General features: G+C 38.7%; 18 protein-coding genes. 7 read left to right on the top strand and 11 right to left on the bottom strand.

What is annotated here, in order from left to right; translation table 11 throughout:
* The first annotated feature begins 188 nt into the window (after nt 1-188).
* From napA to LS67_RS02300, 6 genes are read left to right on the top strand one after another with little or no spacing between them, the layout of a single operon-like run.
* Nucleotides 189-2,999, top strand: coding sequence for a nitrate reductase catalytic subunit NapA (gene napA / locus LS67_RS02325; RefSeq protein ID WP_034327324.1), 2,811 nt, complete (start codon nt 189-191; stop codon nt 2,997-2,999).
* Nucleotides 3,000-3,008: 9 nt separating this feature from the next.
* On the top strand, nt 3,009-3,842 hold the full coding sequence (gene napG, locus LS67_RS02320; RefSeq protein ID WP_034327325.1) for a ferredoxin-type protein NapG: 834 nt from the start codon (nt 3,009-3,011) through the stop codon (nt 3,840-3,842).
* Nucleotides 3,839-4,765 (top strand): quinol dehydrogenase ferredoxin subunit NapH, encoded by a 927-nt coding sequence (gene napH, locus LS67_RS02315; protein WP_034327326.1) that lies wholly within the window; start codon nt 3,839-3,841, stop codon nt 4,763-4,765. Before napG ends, napH begins: the two co-directional genes overlap by 4 nt.
* Nucleotides 4,762-5,328, top strand: a complete 567-nt coding sequence (locus LS67_RS02310; RefSeq protein ID WP_034327327.1) for a nitrate reductase cytochrome c-type subunit — start codon at nt 4,762-4,764, stop codon at nt 5,326-5,328. The genes napH and LS67_RS02310 overlap by 4 nt, the downstream gene beginning before the upstream one ends.
* 2 nt (nt 5,329-5,330) lie before the next feature.
* Nucleotides 5,331-6,371: a WD40 repeat domain-containing protein gene (locus LS67_RS02305; protein WP_231944743.1), complete on the top strand. Its 1,041-nt coding sequence runs from the start codon at nt 5,331-5,333 to the stop codon at nt 6,369-6,371.
* Nucleotide 6,372: 1 nt separating this feature from the next.
* Nucleotides 6,373-6,735, top strand: a complete 363-nt coding sequence (locus tag LS67_RS02300) for a chaperone NapD (RefSeq protein ID WP_034327328.1) — start codon at nt 6,373-6,375, stop codon at nt 6,733-6,735.
* A 2-nt stretch (nt 6,736-6,737) separates the two neighbouring features.
* Here LS67_RS02300 and LS67_RS02295 read toward each other — a convergent pair whose 3' ends face one another.
* From LS67_RS02295 to LS67_RS02285, 3 genes are all read right to left on the bottom strand, one after another.
* Entirely contained in the window at nt 6,738-7,577 is an 840-nt protein-coding gene (locus LS67_RS02295; RefSeq protein WP_052099876.1) for an alpha/beta hydrolase, read from the bottom strand.
* 10 nt (nt 7,578-7,587) lie between these two features.
* The gene (locus LS67_RS02290; RefSeq protein WP_034327329.1) at nt 7,588-7,977 is read right to left on the bottom strand and encodes a group III truncated hemoglobin; all 390 of its coding nucleotides are present in this window, start codon (nt 7,975-7,977) and stop codon (nt 7,588-7,590) included.
* A 109-nt stretch (nt 7,978-8,086) separates the two neighbouring features.
* Nucleotides 8,087-8,524, bottom strand: a complete 438-nt coding sequence (locus LS67_RS02285; protein WP_034327342.1) for a copper resistance protein CopD — start codon at nt 8,522-8,524, stop codon at nt 8,087-8,089.
* An 83-nt stretch (nt 8,525-8,607) separates the two neighbouring features.
* On the opposite strand from LS67_RS02285, the gene LS67_RS02280 reads away from it, so the two are divergent.
* The gene (locus LS67_RS02280; protein ID WP_231944744.1) at nt 8,608-9,222 is read left to right on the top strand and encodes a Crp/Fnr family transcriptional regulator; all 615 of its coding nucleotides are present in this window, start codon (nt 8,608-8,610) and stop codon (nt 9,220-9,222) included.
* Here the strand turns inward: LS67_RS02280 and LS67_RS02275 are convergent.
* From LS67_RS02275 to LS67_RS10100, 8 genes are all read right to left on the bottom strand, one after another.
* Nucleotides 9,210-10,583, bottom strand: a complete 1,374-nt coding sequence (locus LS67_RS02275; RefSeq protein ID WP_034327331.1) for an MATE family efflux transporter — start codon at nt 10,581-10,583, stop codon at nt 9,210-9,212. The two genes, LS67_RS02280 and LS67_RS02275, sit on opposite strands and share 13 nt — an antisense overlap.
* 113 nt (nt 10,584-10,696) lie before the next feature.
* Nucleotides 10,697-11,428 (bottom strand): 3-deoxy-manno-octulosonate cytidylyltransferase, encoded by a 732-nt coding sequence (gene kdsB, locus LS67_RS02270; RefSeq protein WP_034327332.1) that lies wholly within the window; start codon nt 11,426-11,428, stop codon nt 10,697-10,699.
* Between the two features lie 76 nt (nt 11,429-11,504).
* Nucleotides 11,505-11,894, bottom strand: coding sequence for a GtrA family protein (locus LS67_RS02265; RefSeq protein WP_034327333.1), 390 nt, complete (start codon nt 11,892-11,894; stop codon nt 11,505-11,507).
* Between the two features lie 253 nt (nt 11,895-12,147).
* Nucleotides 12,148-13,647 carry a DUF6056 family protein gene (locus tag LS67_RS09875; protein ID WP_236096328.1) on the bottom strand — a complete coding sequence of 500 codons (1,500 nt, stop codon included), beginning with the start codon at nt 13,645-13,647 and terminating at the stop codon, nt 12,148-12,150.
* Nucleotides 13,648-13,730: 83 nt separating this feature from the next.
* The gene (locus LS67_RS02255; protein ID WP_138109553.1) at nt 13,731-15,071 is read right to left on the bottom strand and encodes a hypothetical protein; all 1,341 of its coding nucleotides are present in this window, start codon (nt 15,069-15,071) and stop codon (nt 13,731-13,733) included.
* Nucleotides 15,072-15,157: 86 nt separating this feature from the next.
* Nucleotides 15,158-15,826, bottom strand: coding sequence for a hypothetical protein (locus LS67_RS02250; protein ID WP_034328440.1), 669 nt, complete (start codon nt 15,824-15,826; stop codon nt 15,158-15,160).
* On the bottom strand, nt 15,808-16,692 hold the full coding sequence (locus tag LS67_RS02245) for a glycosyltransferase (RefSeq protein WP_268902980.1): 885 nt from the start codon (nt 16,690-16,692) through the stop codon (nt 15,808-15,810). The genes LS67_RS02250 and LS67_RS02245 overlap by 19 nt, the downstream gene beginning before the upstream one ends.
* On the bottom strand, nt 16,610-16,843 hold the full coding sequence (locus LS67_RS10100) for a glycosyltransferase (RefSeq protein WP_268902979.1): 234 nt from the start codon (nt 16,841-16,843) through the stop codon (nt 16,610-16,612). The genes LS67_RS02245 and LS67_RS10100 overlap by 83 nt, the downstream gene beginning before the upstream one ends.
* Between the last annotated feature and the right edge of the window lie 26 nt (nt 16,844-16,869).

Here is a 16,869-nt window from a genome sequence, read left to right as displayed (position 1 = left end):
TTCTATTTACACACATTACAGGTAATTTCACACTACATTATATAATTTAAAATATATATGTAAAACCCAAAAAGTTAAAAAATATTTTTATAAGTTTGATTTTTATCAAATAGCACGATGAGAATAAGCATTAAAGTGCTAAAAGGCATTTGGAGAGACCAAATGTATGCAAATTTCAAGGAGGTTTTATGACAAACAAGATGCAAAATAAGCCTACCCTTTCACGCCGCGACTTTATCAAAAGTGCGGCAGCGGCTTCAGCAGCAGCAAGTGTGGGGCTAAGTATCCCAAGCGTAATGAGTGCAGAGGCACAAGAGGCACAAAAGCTATGGAAATGGGATAAATCTGTGTGTAGATTCTGTGGAACAGGCTGTGGCATTATGGTAGCCACACAAAAAGACGCGCAAGGCAAGGCAAAAATTGTAGCCGTCAAGGGTGATCCCGAAGCACCTGTAAATCGAGGCTTGAATTGTATCAAAGGATACTTTTGCGCCAAAATTATGTATGGAGCAGATAGACTTACAAAACCTCTTTTGCGCGTAAATAGCAATGGAGAATTTGACAAAAAAGGAAAATTTGCGCCTGTAAGCTGGAAAAGGGCGTTTGATGAGATGGAAAAGCAATTCAAAAAAGCTTACAACGAACTAGGACCAACAGGCATAGGTGTTTTTGGCTCTGGGCAATACACCGTGCAAGAGGGTTATGCAGCAGTAAAGCTCATTAAAGGTGGCTTTAGAAGTAATAACATTGATCCTAACGCAAGGCATTGTATGGCGAGTGCGGTTGTTGGTTTCATAGAGACATTTGGTATCGATGAACCCGCTGGGTGCTATGATGATATTGAGCTTACCGATACGATTATCACTTGGGGTGCGAATATGGCTGAAATGCACCCTGTGCTATGGAGTCGTGTGAGCGATAGAAAACTTAGCAATAGCAATGTAAAGATTATCAATCTCTCCACTTTCACTAACCGCACATCGGATTTAGCGGATATTGAAATCATCTTTAAGCCTCACACTGATTTGGCGATTTGGAATTATCTTGCGCGTGAGATTATCAATCGTAACGCCGTAGATGAAAACTTTGTCAAAGAAAATTGTGTATTTAGCACAGGCTTTGTGAATATTGGTTATGGTATGCGAAATAATCCTAATCACCCAAAATTTAAAGATTCAGAAAAAGACATTGTTGCTAAGGAAGTTTCAAAAATTGTAAGCGAAGATGAGGGTATCACACTACAATACCTTGGTATCAAAGCGGGTGATGAGATGAAAATGGATAAAGCTGGTGCAGCTGGCAATCACTGGGGCATTAGCTTTGAGGACTTCAAAAAAGGCTTAGAACCTTATACACTTGATTTTGTAGCAAATCTCGCTAAGGGTAACCCCGATGAAAGTATAGAATCTTTCAAGCAAAAGCTTCAAACAATGGCGGATTACTATATCGATAAAAGTCGCAAAGTCGTAAGTTTTTGGACAATGGGTATGAATCAACACCAAAGAGGCACTTGGGTCAATGAGCAAAGCTATATGGTGCATATGCTCCTTGGCAAACAAGCAAAACCCGGCAGTGGTGCATTCTCACTCACAGGACAACCAAGTGCGTGTGGAACAGCGCGTGAGGTTGGGACATTTGCACACCGCCTCCCTGCGGATATGGTAGTAGCAAATCCAAAACATAGAGAGATGACTGAAAAAATATGGAAGCTTCCCGCTGGAACGCTCAATGGCAAAATAGGCTCACCATTTTTGAAAATTATGCGTGATTTGGAAGATTCTAAAATCAAATGGGCGTGGGTTCACGTAAATAACCCGTGGCAAAATACTGCTAATGCTAATCACTGGATTGCTGCAGCAAGGGAGCAAGATAACTTTATTGTTGTAAGCGAATGCTATCCGGGCATAAGCGCAAAAGTCGCGGATTTGATTTTGCCAACAGCAATGATTTATGAAAAATGGGGTGCATATGGTAACGCCGAGAGACGCACACAACATTGGAAACAACAAGTTGTCGCACCGGGTGAGGCGATGACTGATGTATGGCAAATACTCGAATTTTCTAAGAGATTCAAACTTAGCGAAGTGTGGGCTAAAGAATACGCTGACCTTGATTTGAAGCCGGTTTTAGAAGATGCTAAGGCTATGGGTTACAAAGAAGATGATACGCTCTTTGATGTGCTCTTTGCAAACAAGGACGCAAAAGCCTTTAGTGTAGAAGATTCTATGTTAAAAAATGAACTCAACACCGAAGTTTTGGGCGATTATCGCAATGTAGAGGGAAGTGATGGCGAAGTCTTTAGGGGCTATGGATTCTTTGTCCATAAATATTTGTGGGAAGAATATCGCCAATTTGGCTTAGGACACGCACACGATTTAGCGGATTTTGACACCTATCATCGTGTGAGAGGCTTACGATGGCCTGTAGTCAATGGCAAAGAAACACAATGGAGATTTAACGCAAAATACGACTTCTACGCACAAAAGCTCGGTAATGGCAAGGCGTTTGCATTCTATGGTAATCAAGGCAAAAGTATGCCTGCTGGCTCACTTCAAGCACCAAATGATGATAAAGTGAGTATTGATAATAAGGCAAAAATTTTCTTGCGCCCTTATATGGACCCTTGCGAAATGCCCGATAAAACATATCCTTTATGGCTTTGCACCGGACGTGTGCTTGAGCATTGGCACTCTGGCACGATGACTATGCGTGTGCCTGAACTCTATCGTGCTGTGCCTGAAGCACTCTGCTATATGCACCCTGAAGACGCAAAGGCACAGAATCTTGAACAAAATCAAGTCGTGTGGGTAGAATCTCGCCGTGGCAAAGTCAAGGCAAAACTTGATTTACGCGGACGAAATCGCCCACCAAAAGGGCTTATTTATGTGCCTTGGTTTGATGAAAATGTATTCATCAATAAAGTGTGCCTTGATGCGACTTGTCCTATTTCAAAACAAACAGACTTTAAAAAATGCGCTGTGAAAGTATATAAAGCATAAGGATAAAATGTGCAAAAAGACACAAAGCCACAGAATCCGCAGAGACGACAAGCTCTACTCAAAATAGGACAAAACGCAGGTTTTGCTCTATTTGGCGCGTTTGTTTGGGGAGCGTATGTCAATGTCGCTAAGGCTGGGAATGCAAATATTTTGCGCCCACCCGGTGCGAGTAAAAATGACGCTGAATTTATATCAAGCTGCATTAAATGTGGTTTGTGTGTAGAGGCGTGTCCTTTTTATACGCTTAAACTTGCAACGCCAAATGATGATACCACGCTTGGCACACCATTTTTTGAAGCTCGCAAAGTGCCTTGCTATATGTGTAAGGACATTCCTTGTGCGGAGGCTTGTCCCACCGATGCGCTTCAGCTTGAGCGTCTGTATCAGCCAAAGAAGCCCGATACAGACAAAAGTTACACAGAGGCGGATATTAATAACGCCACAATGGGTGTAGCAATTGTAGATTCAAAGCATTGCGTAGCTTATGCAGGGATTCAATGTGATGCGTGCTACCGCGCCTGTCCGCTTATTGATAAGGCAATAAGCCTCGAATATAAGCGCAATGAGCGCACCGGCAAACACGGCTTTTTGCTACCCATTGTAGATAGCGACTACTGCACTGGTTGCGGTATGTGTGAAAAAGCCTGTGTTACAGAGCTTCCTACGATTATTGTCTTACCTCGTAGCGTTGCACTGGGCAAAATGGGGACAAACTATATCAAGGGTTGGGATAAGACTGATGAAAATCGGCTTTTTGAGCTTAAAGAGCAAAGTAAGTCTAAAAATACTGCACCAAAGGACACTCTAGACTATCTTAATCGCTCACTAGGAGAGATAGAATGAAATATACAAAATTCAAATATCTCTTTCTTAGGCGGGTGATGCAGATTCTTATCCTCGTGTTTTTTGTGCTAGGGAATTACTCTATTGCGACATTGAAAAATGTCCAAAGCAAGGAACAAAGAGGTGTCTTTGGTGGCAATATAGAATCTTTCATCGGGGATTCTAGCTCAATCGTGGCAAAAGAACAAAGTGCGCTAAGCAATATCGCACAGGGCAATCTTAGCCACGCAAAATGGTTTGGTATGGTAAATCTCACCGACCCATTAAGCGCACTACAAATTTTCCTCGCAGGTGGTGGATTTGCACTTGATGTCGCGCTTGGAGTGTTGCTTGTCGTGTTTATTTATGGGGTATTTTTAGGACGCGCGTATTGCGCCTTTGTTTGCCCTATGAATCTTGTAACTGATTTTGCCAACTTCTTGCGTGAGAAGCTAGGATTCAATCAGGCTCGGCACATACTCGCTATTCCTCGCTCCACACGATTTGTGATTTTAGCGATAGGATTAGTGCTTAGCGCGATAAGCGGTGTGGCAGCTTTCGAGCTACTTAGCCCCATTTCTATGCTTCATCGTGGGCTTATTTTTGGTATGGGCTTTGGAATCTTTGCCATTTTGGCGGTGTTTGTGTTTGATTTGTTTGTGCTAAAAAATGGCTTTTGTGGGCATATCTGTCCGCTTGGAGCAATGTATTCACTCATTGGCAAATTTGCACTTTTGCGCGTATATCACGTAAAAGATAATTGCACCAAATGTATGCAATGTGTGCGCATTTGTCCAGAGCCTGAAGTGCTAAAACCCATTGGTAAAACAGAGGGCGCATTAAAAGATATAGCGTGTTTGCGCTGTGGTAGGTGTATTGAGGTGTGCGATGATGACGCACTAAAATTTAGTATTGTGAATTTCACACAAAAGGAGAAAAAATGAAAAAATACATTCAGGGCTTAATGATAGGCTTAGTTGGATTGGCATTTTTTGCGTGTTCGGATTCTACAGAATCTAAGGGCGATAATGCACCTAAAGAAATACAAAGTGGCGAAATGCTTAAAGATAATGAGATTGGGTTGAGAAAAGTGGATTTGCAAGATGAAAAAGATGTCAAATTGCTTCAATACGCATATCCTAATGCTTCTGCTGGTGAAAGCACACCTATTGAACGTTCATTTGAAAATGCACCGCCTATGATTTCCCATAGCATAGAGGATATGCTCCCTATCACACAGGATAACAATCAATGCCTTGCGTGCCACGACCCGGCTATTGCAAAAGATGTAGGCGCAGTGGCTGCTCCGGCTTCACACACTTATGATTTACGCACAAATAAGGATTTAGCAGGTGTCTCTCCAGCGCGATTTAATTGTGTGCTATGCCATACGCCACAAGCCGAAGTATCGCCAACAATTGCAAATACTTTCTCGCCTGACTTCCGCACACAAGGTTCTAAAAATTCATCGAATCTGCTTGATGTGCTTAACGAAGGTGTCAAGTAAGAATGTGCAGATTCTGTGTTCCATTACTCGCCTTGCTTTGTATGCTGCCCCTATGGGCGCAGTATGGCGCGAATAGTGGATTGACAAAGCCGATTGTTATAGAAAGCACAAATGCACAGATAATCCATACGAGCGCGATTATCACGCATATAAGTAGCTTTAATAATCAAATCTTCGTGGGTAATGCCAGTGGTGGCATCGATGTGTTTAGCCTTGATAAAAGTAAAAGGGCGCATAAGGCATATAGCCTCACTTTGCCCCTCGTGAAAGATTATTTTGACAATGACTTTGCGCCACGCGTGTTTGATATTACAACCTTTGATGGCAAAACACTTTTTGTGCTAAGTGAGGCTTCACGCGGTGGAAAGCAGATTCTCAAAATCTCCGCTATGCAAGAAGCAGAGGTGATTTACCAAACGACCACTTCACCTAAGCGCATTATCGCCTTTGATAAAGACAAACTCGTTGTTGGTTTTTTGAGTAATGAAATTGGGCTTTTTGATATAAAAAACGCGAATTTTATCTATATGAGCCACCCTAGCCTTGCTGGTTTTTCGGATTTATGCGTGAATGCACCATTTATCTTTAGCACCGATGAATCCGGTATAGTCAATGTGCTTAATGTGTCTAATGGTGAGCTACTTGCACGACTTGAAAACATCAATAAGGACAATAACTACCAAATCGCCTCTGCGCGTGATAAGATTCTAACTGCGGGTGCAGATAGGCAAATGGGCGTTTATACTTTTAGCACACAGCCACAAAATAGCACACAAAAAGCGCAATTTAGCCTAAAAAATGCTGCAAGTATAAAAAGTCATTTTCTTATCTACGCGGTGGGAATCTCACCACAAGCAAATTTTGGGGCATTTAGCAAAAATGAACAAAACGACATAGGCGTGATACATTTGCCCACTATGCGCGAAATTTACACATTGAAAGGCACAACCTCGCTTATTAATAGCATTATTTTTTATGATGAGAAAACAATCATTAGCGGAAGTGATGATAAAAGTATGATTATTTGGCAACTAAAGGACTAAGATGAATATTTCAAGCATTATTGTAAAAACCACAGAAGAGCATTTTGAATCCGTGAAAGAGGTAATAGATGAACTGCAAAATTGTGAGATTTATATCGCAGATAAGCCCACACATCAGCTTATTGTAGTAGTAGAAGCCCCTAGCACAGAGGAGGAAATCGCCCTCAATAAACATATAGAATCCTTGCGCGGTGTGATAAGTGCGAATATGCACTACGCTTATCAAGAAAGCGAAATTAACGCGCAGCTTAAAAACATAGATGGTGGTGTAAGTGAATTTCTCAATAATGATTCTATCCCTATTGAAAACATCGCATATTCTGGCTCTGTGGCACATCTTATGGGTAAAAAACGCAAAAAATAGTGCTATTGCATTAAAGTATCTAAGCCTAAATTTAAAGCATAAGGAATAGAGCTCCCGTGATTTTGCCCCATTAACTCAACAAATACAATACTTTTGGGATTGGGTGCGCTCTTTTGCAAAGCTTGCACAATCTCTTCAATCTTGTATTTTGCTTGTCTTTGAGAATTTGCCTCTAAACTACCACGAGTGAAAATAATAGAATCTGGATAATGCGTTATCTCAAGAGGCAAGGTTATAAATTTCCCCTCACCCCACCAAAGTGAAGGCGAAGCACACACATAATGGCTAAAACTTCGCGGCTTATGCAAAAGTGTGTGTAACACAAAAAGCCCGCCAAAAGAATGTCCAAAAAGTAGCTCTTTATGAGGTATACCAAATCGCTTATGTATCAATGGTTGGACTTTTTGCGTGATAAAATCTAAAAATATATTGATTCCACCGCCACCACTAAATGAATCCCGCAATTCTTTAGAAAGCAAAGGCGTATAATCATAAGTGCGCGATGCCCTATCAAAAGCCAATGTGCTATCGTGCCCGATTCCTACAATGATAGGCAATGATTGAAAAGGCTGTGTAGATTCTTTTTTGGCAATTTCATTGAGTAACAAGGGGAAAAACGCATTGCCATCTAGCATATAAAATACACTTGTTTTATCTTTTTTATGCTTTGGAATAGCGATGTAAATATTATAGAATCTGCCCTGCGTATTTTGTAAGCGTATAGATTCTATTGCAAAAAGTGCCTTTGCTTCTTGGGTGATAGGCGAGATTTCTTGCGAGGGTGCGCCAAACGCAGAGGAGCAAAGCAACACGATTAATATCGTTATTTTGCAGATTCTCATCAAAGCTCTTTTAATGGTGCAACCCACTCTCATACATCATATATTGGAATCTTTGGGCTATCATTTGAGCCCGCTGCATTATTACTGCGATATGCTCCTCTTTTGCATACACTGCCCTCAAGCTCTCCTCAAAGAGACTAAGCCACACATTAAAAAGTTCGCGTGGAAAAGGTGGCAAATCAAGGTGAGCTTTGAGCGGTTGCCCATTATAATCGCCCATACTCAAAAGCATACCTTGCCAAAAATTTGCAATCTTTGCCTTATGTGCTTCCCATACCTCATCGCTTGTGCCAACTTTGGTATTAAAAATTTCGCCAAGCCCACTTTTATCCGCACGCACCTTAGCATAAAAAATATCCATAAGCTGACGGATAGAATCCACATTAATTTCTTCAAACATCTTTTCTCCTTATTTTAAAAATAACGCAAGCTTTAGCAAAATAAAAACCACCAAGCTTACAAACAATACCATACTGACTATCTCTATGCTCATCATTTCCTCCTTACACTTACACATAAAATGCCGCTTTTGCCAATAGCACAATGAATAACCCAAGAAATAAGGCAATGGGGTGAATCACTTTTGCCAAAGGATTCTTAAGCCCTAAAAACTTGCAGCTTAGCGAGATAACCACCATTAATACAATGGCGAATGCAAGGCACATTTTTATAAGCAAAAAGATTTGAAACGATGTCTCAAAAAAGCCTTGATTACCGCCGATATAGCGACTTATCATCGCTCCACCTGTCAGCACCAAGAAAAGCAGACATAAAGGCATTATCTTTACACCCCTTTTGCTTATTACGCCAAATACCTTATCAGCAATCTCATCGCCTAGAATCCTCCTCAAAGGAGTGAGTAGCACCACATCAGTAAAAATATAGCCTAAAAATATTATCGCACACAACAAATGGAGTGTGAGAAAATAGGGATAAAGTGCCTCCACAAAACCTCCCATATACTCTTTTTGGATTAAAATACAAAATCTTAAAGCAAAATATATAAAAAAACATTGATATAGGTTAAGATTTGCTACAATATATCCATAAATCTATACAGAGGCGACCCCTTATGCAGCGACTTTTTGACACCCTCACACATATCGGGCAAAAACGGCATTACAATGCAGGAGAGCTACTCTTTTTTGAGGGAGAATGTGTATCCTCTTTGCTTTTACTCACTCAAGGCGAGGTGCGCCTCTATAAAAGCAAAACAGATATTGATGATAGTGAATGCACCCTGCATATCATCACTGCACCTTCTCTTATTGCTGAAATGCCCTTTTTTATGCGATTAAAATATCCATCAAACGCACAATGTATGCAGCCTTGCGAAATCATCAAGATTCGGCTTGAGATCTTTCATACACATATTTTGCAAGATGTGCAAATGTGCTCACTTTTTATCACTTCTTTATGCCACAAGATACAAATCTTAGAATCTCACATCAATGCACACAATCAAAACTTGCAAACACGGCTTTTAGCCTATCTCAATGCGCATAAAGATTTACTCCACACACAAACTCAAAGGCAAATTGCCCAAAGTCTCAATGTCTCTCCAGAGTCGCTCTCGCGCACCCTTAAGATGCTTAAAAATAAAGGCATCATTACTACAATCAAGGGCAAGATTCAGATTCTATGAGCTAGATTTAGCACACCATAGCGAAACTCATAGATAATCACACCAATCACCACCACACTAGAACACACAAGAGAAAGCGGATAAGAAAGCCATACACCAAATATACCATAATAATACGAGAGTGCAAAAAGCAAAATACACACAAAAACAAGATTATAAGAGAGTGTAATGATAAAAGAGCTTTTGGGACGTTGGATTGATTGAAAAAATATTGCACTCACAATATTAAATCCTAAAAATATATAGCCTATAAAATACACTTTCATTGCTTCAAGGGTTGGCTCTAAAATCATTTCTTGCCCACTTTTTAAAAAAAGTTTGACGAGCATAGAATCTATACTCATAAATACTGCATAAACTAAAATGCCTAAAGCAGTAGCAAAGCCCACTCCAAAAGCATAAATCCCCCTCACTCGCTTCATCTCTCCAGCTCCATAGTTATAGCTTGCTACAGGCTGTACACCTTGGGCGCAAGAGAGTAAAATCGTAAAGCACACTACGCCCACATACATCACGATACTATAAATAGCAAGATAGCTCACTTTCATCTCTTCGCTTTCAGCCAAAGCTTTCAATGTGTGATTAAACATAATCATTACAAATGCTACGCTAAGTTCAGAAATGCTTTGAGGCACACCATTTTTTGCAGAAGCAAACACAGCATTGAGTGAAAAACGCCATACAAAATAAATGCGCCCTCTTTTACGCACAAAATGGCTTAAAAGTATCATCATACCTAATCCGTGTCCCATAGCAGTAGCAAGTGCAGAGCCAAACATACCAAGCTCTAACACAAATAAAAAAATATAATTTAATACAATATTTGATGCAGAGCCAATAATCATCGCCATCATTGCCAAAATCGGGCGTTTATCATTAATCACAAAAATATCAAGCAAAGGGTGAAGCACCATAATCACAGCACTCAAAAAAATCACTTGCAAATACTCTACCACATAGGGCAGCACTAACTTATTTGCCCCAAGTGCAAGAGCAACTTTTTCTACACAGAAAAAAAGAATTACGCCGATAATGACAGAAGAGAGGGTAGCAAAATAAAATACCGAGCTAAACATTAATCTTGCGCGGTTATCTTGTCCTTTACCCAAAAAATACGAAGCAATAGAAGCAGCTCCTAAGCCAAAGAGTAATTCAAAAGCAATGAGGGCAGGAAATACAGGCCAACATAACCCAATAGCAGCAAGTGCATTTTCACCAAGCTTTTTCCCCACAAAAATACCATCAATGGTTGAATAAGTAGAAAGTGCAAGCATAGCGCATAAATTTGGAATAAAAAAATAAAAAAAGAGCTTATAAATAGAATCTGTGCGCATATTGACTTTATCCGCTGCCACGCTCATTTTCACTCCTTTTGTAGATTCAAAATAAATATAAAACCTGTGATAAAACATAGAATCTAATGCGCTGTGCTAAAGTGCTAGAATCTGCGCCCTAGCAAACGCGCAATAAAATGCTATTTTTCACTCTCTCTAAGATATGCTAACGCCCTCTCATAATCTTGTGGCGTATCAATCCCCACGCTTTTTGTTTCTACCACCGCTAAAGCAATAGTTTTTCTATGATAAATTGCGCGAAGCTGCTCGAGTTTTTCTATCTCCTCTAAAGGGCTTTTTGGCAAGGAGCAAAACTCCTGCAAAGTCTTTGCATAAAAGCCATAAATTCCCAAGTGCCCCAAATATGGAAAATGCTGCATAGTCTTGCTATCTTTATCGCGGTGAAATGGAATAGTAGCACGAGAGAAATAAATCGCCTCATTATGCGCGTTTAGCACGACTTTAACAAGATTAGAATCCACGCTAGAAGATTCAGAAATCACCTTTGCTAAAGTCCCCATAAAAGGCTTTTTTTCTTTCATTAAGGCAATGAGTGTGGAAATAACATTATGTTCCAAAAATGGCTCATCACCTTGCACATTAATGACTATCTCATCATCTTTTAAACCAAGTTTTCGTGCTGCCTCTGCACATCTATCTGTGCCGCTACTATGACTTTTAGCTGTCATTACACAAGGAATCTTATGTGTTTTACATACAGATGCTATTTTTTCATCATCACACGCCACCACCACAGAATCTACCTCTTTTGCATTAAGTGCTGTACGCACAACCATAGGCAACCCGCCTATATCGCACAATGCCTTTTGCGGAAATCGCGTGGATTCTAAACGCGCCGGGATAATAATCATCTTTTGCCTCCTTATGCCTTAATTTTATGAAATTGTAGCTTACTTCATATAAATCTCACGCAACATACATCTTTACTTATGAATCCTTAGACGAAAAAGCATAACATTTGCTCATCACAAAACCAACACATACATACACTACACCGCCGACAATTTGTGCAAAATAAGGATTCATATCTAAGATTCTATATGCAAAGCTCATTACAAGAAATTGTGCCACATATGCTATACCCATAGCTAAAGCAAAACGAGGCAAGTCGCGCTTATGAGAAGAGGGCGAAGCAAAAGTGAAAGTTTTATTTAATATATAAGACACCACAAAACCCACGCCATAGCCTATTGCATTTGCCACTTCTGGCACGATGCCACACCATAGTGCAAAAAATATCACGCCATAGCCAACGCAAGTATTTACTACTCCTACGCTTAAGTATTTAATACCTGCTTTATGCCACGGATTTTTCATTTATGCTCCAGATTTGTATTGTTTTGCCATATCCAAATTTTAGCAAAAATTAGAATGTAAATTTCAAATGTTTTATTTTCTTTTTGATAAGGGAGGGACAAAAATACGCTGTGGGTTAAAGTAGCTTCGCATAAATGCAAAATCGCTCCCTTTATAATCCCCTGCCCTTGCAAGGCTTTAAAAGTTTGGCTTCACGCACACAATTATTTTATTGCTTATAAAAATATCTCACAGCCAAAAGCAAATGAATCACTTACTCTACCACAAAGCTTTTCACACCAAAATAATACGCGTAAGTCGTATTAGGCCACTCATTTGGATTGTCTCCGGGATTGCCCCAATCGCCATAATTTTTATAAAATGAAGCAAAGGTAGAAGCACTCACTTTCACATCTTCTATGCCTTGAGCTTTTTGCGCTTGAATAGAATCTACCATATTGTTCCACTTTATACGCCCATCAATATATGCACTTAGCACAAAAATCCCATAAGCACAACATAAAGCAATGATTGATATTTGAATAATTTTTGCTATGCGCTCACTGCCTAAAGATTCCATAAACTGCTGATAGACAAAAACAATCATTACAAATTCAATCAATACATAGCCAAGCTTAGCGCGTGATGGCAAATCTACTTGAATCGTAGTGCCTACAAGCAGACAAAAGAGTAAAAATGCAATGAATAATTTAATAAAAAGCTTACACATTGCCTCATCATTTCTCTTATAATAAAAATAAGCAAATCCCACAAAAAAACACCCAGCAATGACAAAGGCAACAATGCCAATAAAATCACTTGCAAATGGTAAAAAATGCTTATGATTTTTTACCATTACAAAAAAATACAACCACAGCAAAATAAAAATCAAAGATATAAATTTTTTAACCCTTTCTTTATAACATACAAAAAGGATTAGCACTATGATTATCACAGGTAAATAACCAACAAACTTTGCATAAGTAATACTTAAATGTCGCATTTTCTCACCAAAACTCATAGCCCACAAATCCGAAAGCGTATAAAACGAATCTCTTCCTAAAAGCTCCCAAAACACTGCTACTCTTTTAGCGTGTCCGGGACTTAGATAGAGTGCAAAATAGCCTAGCATAAAAGCCACAAGCCCAGCATAATACCACACAGGCAAATGCACTCTTTTATAGAGGGCATATATAAAAAATCCTATATGCACGATGATTGCCACAATGCCTATCATTTCGCTACTCATACCAGCAACAAAGCATAAAAGCATAAACACAAGGGCTTTGCATAGCTCTTTTACAACATTTGATTTACAAATACCTTTAGAATCTTGCTCGAAAATATCTCCCCAAAATAAACGATAAGGGATAAAGCTACAAAGCAAGGCACAATACGCCCACAAATAATTTAAACTCCCAGCAGCCCAAAGGAAAATCGAACCAAAAGCACTCTGAAACATTAGCACAAACATTAAAAGACTTAATATCACCACATCATTAAAATCGCGTGGCAATCGCCCAAATATAAAAACAAAAAATGCAAATACAAATCCCACACCCATAAGGGTATTAAGAATCACAAAATAAACACTCGGTGCAAGAGCTCCCACACAAGCAATTCTTAGCATTTCAAAGATTCTACCATTCCAATTCATATAGCTACGCCACGCACCGCTTAAACCCTCGCTCACCGCACCCAAATCATCACTTTGTGTAGGAAAAAGCGCGTTTAAAACAAGAAAGAATCCGCCTAAAAGACAGAAAAAATAAATTACACTTTTAAGCCCCCCCCCCCGCGTTATGACTGATTATTTTCATTTTCACTCCTTTATTAATTTTATTTAATGTATGCAAACTACCGAATCTTAGGCGTTAAAACTATACTTGTTAAACCGCCCAATTTCTCATATAATATTTTCACATCATAACTATCCAAAGCACATTCAAATTTCTCATTCACAACAAAGTCTATCTTATCATAAACAGACATTATAGAGGATAAATCTTCACAAGATTCTATAAACATCACTTTTAAGTCCTTAGGCAAATATGGTATAATAAGCGAAACATAATAAGTAGAATTTTCAATCAATACAATTTGAGGAATCACCATATCTTTATACTCTTTAGTCAGTGTGAATCTATAACCTTGAAGCGTATCTATTTTTTGCTTATCAAATGGCATTATACTTCCTATACACCATAAAGCTATTATAACCCCCCCCCCCCGAACATATTGAGGAACAGAGTGAGATAGTAGATGATAAAGGCTCACCAACGCAAAGTTAAGCAAAAGGAATAAAAGAGGAAAAATAGACATAATATAGCGCAAGTCTTTGTAGGGGGCTACAAAAATTACAACAAAAGCCCAAAGGAGCGCACAAATACCAAAAAGCAAAGCTATAAGTGGCGGATTCAAGCCAACATCATCACTCTTAAAATACACAAGAATTGCGGAGCGATATTTTAGGGCATATGCACAGGCTAGACATAAACCAAAAAGGCCAAAAATAACCACACTATACGAGAGATAATGAGTGAATATGTCAAAAAATTGAGTGCATATTTGATAAAAATTTTCTATCACATACTCTAAACTTAGCTTATCTCCTACTTCCTTGCCCCTACCTCCAACAAAACCAGAGAAATAATTAGGATACAAAAGCTTAGATAAAAGCAATGAATATATAAAAGTAGTAGCAAAAAAGAGTTTATCTTTATATGCCTTTGCACGATATGCCCATAGAGTCGCTAAAAAGTAAATCATCACTACAAATATAAGAGCAAAATATCCACTTAAGAGTGCAAAAGCTGTGCAAATAGCTAAAATCAACACTTCATATGACAATAGCCTTACACAAACAAAAAGCACACAGCCTATTACATATACAAGCACAAGCATCACATAAAGCTTATATGATATATGAAGTGTGTAGGCGATATTGCCTATGATTTCACCTTTTTGTATGTCTTTGGTGCTATCAAATTGCAAATAACGGGGATTCTTATCTTGATGAATAGGAGGGGATAAAACCTGAGAAGTAAATTTCATAGAATCTAGCATAGGCTCTATAACAATATAAGGACTATGGTCTCTAAAAATAGAGCTTGAAAAGAGCATTTTACCCTCTATCTTATAATGAATCTCTTTTGTCTCTATGTTTGATTCTGTATTTATTTCTATATTGTGAGCCACCACTTGTGCATATCGTATCTCATTGGTAAAAAACCTTAATGCAAAACAAAATCCAAAGGCAAAAATGATACATATACTCCATATTTTTATGTATTTTTTAGCTTGAGCGCAAAATCTTTATTATCTAAAAAAGGCATATTAAATGATGTGTTTTTAAAAGATTGTAATATCCTCACAAAAACATAGCAAAGCAGTAAAAAACTCATCTCTTGCAGGGCATAGGGTCTCATAAAAAGAGTATTATTTATGCTCGCAGGATTTAAAAAGGCTAAAGCCAAAAAGTATAAAAGAAAATAATTAAAGCCAAATAACCGCACATAAAGCATAAATGCCAAAACAAAAGAGCAAGTAAAAAAGACAAAATTAAGGCTAATGCCCCGATAAAAAGTCTGTTTTAAATCAGTATGAATAAAGCCAATATGCCACAAACGCAAAAGAGAATAGTATAAATTTGTATGTGGGTCATCGCGATTATTAACATATAGTTTTTTCACATCACTTAATGCGCCACTCAATGAGCTATCATTCCATAATGTCATATGTTGCAACTGCTTAGCAGTATAGATTTTATGTGGCTCAAAATTTTTGCCCCAGCCATATTCATTGTATTCGGATAACACAATGGAGAGTATTTCATCCATATGCGCTACTTGCTTAAATTCTAAAAAATAAAGCCTCAAGCCAAAAGCCACACAAAAGACAAAAAATGCTAAAAAAACAATGATTTTTACTTGACTTAGAATTTTTTGCTGCATTCTTTACCTTTATGAAAATCCTGCACGTTATCTTTTAGCTCATCATTTCTTGTATCCTCGCTCATATCTCGTGCGATATAATGTGGGCGAGATTTTACTTGCTCATAGATTCTTGCGATATACTCGCCAATAACACCAAGTATGATAAGCTGAACTCCACCCAAAAAGGCTATCCACGCTACAAGTGAAGTCCAACCAGCCACAGCATTGTGAAAAATAAGTGTGCTTATCACTGCATAACACCCATAGCCCAAACTTAGCGCACTCATCACAAAGCCTAACACAAAAGCCACGCGTAAAGGCATAGTGCTAAAGCTAATAAAGCCCTCAATGGCATATTTAAAAAGTTTCCAAAAGCTCCAGCCACTATTACCCTGTGTGCGTGGAATATACTCATATTCTAAGCCAATTTTTTTAAAGCCAACCCATTCAAACATTGCCTTTGAAAAACGATGATACTCACTCATACTCAAAAGGGCATTCACAACTTGCCTATCCATAAGGCGAAAATCTCTCACGCCAGATTCTAAATGCACTTGCGAAATGAGATTGCTTAAAATATAAAATCCCTCGCTAAGCTTAGCCCTTATAAAACTCTCTCCCGCACGAGAGATTCGTCTTGCATATATAATGTCTGCTTCCTTATCCTGCCATTTTTTATACATTTCAAGCAGCATCGTCGGTGGGTCTTGTAAATCCGCGTCAATAAGTGCTACACAGTCGCCCTTACTTGCTTGTAATCCAGCATATATGGCACTTTCTTTACCAAAATTGCGTGAGAAATCAATAATTTTTATTTTGCATTGAGCGGGGGGGGGAGGTGAGAGATGAATTTTTGAGACGATACAAAGCTTGAAGCGTCTCATCTTTGCTCCCGTCATTGACAAAGATAAGCTCAAATTGTGTGCCTGTATAAGTGCGCCAAATCGTGGCAAAAATATCCATTATGTGAGTATAAAATGTATCTATATTTGCTGCTTCATTATAGCAAGGCACGATAAGAGAAAGCTTTGCCACTTCATTCCTTTAAACAAAATGAGGCG

Source organism: Helicobacter sp. MIT 03-1616 (assembly GCF_000765685.2).
GTDB lineage: Bacteria > Campylobacterota > Campylobacteria > Campylobacterales > Helicobacteraceae > Helicobacter_C > Helicobacter_C typhlonius.
Note: the sequence above shows the minus strand (reverse complement) of the source record. Positions and strands in the feature narration are given on the sequence as shown.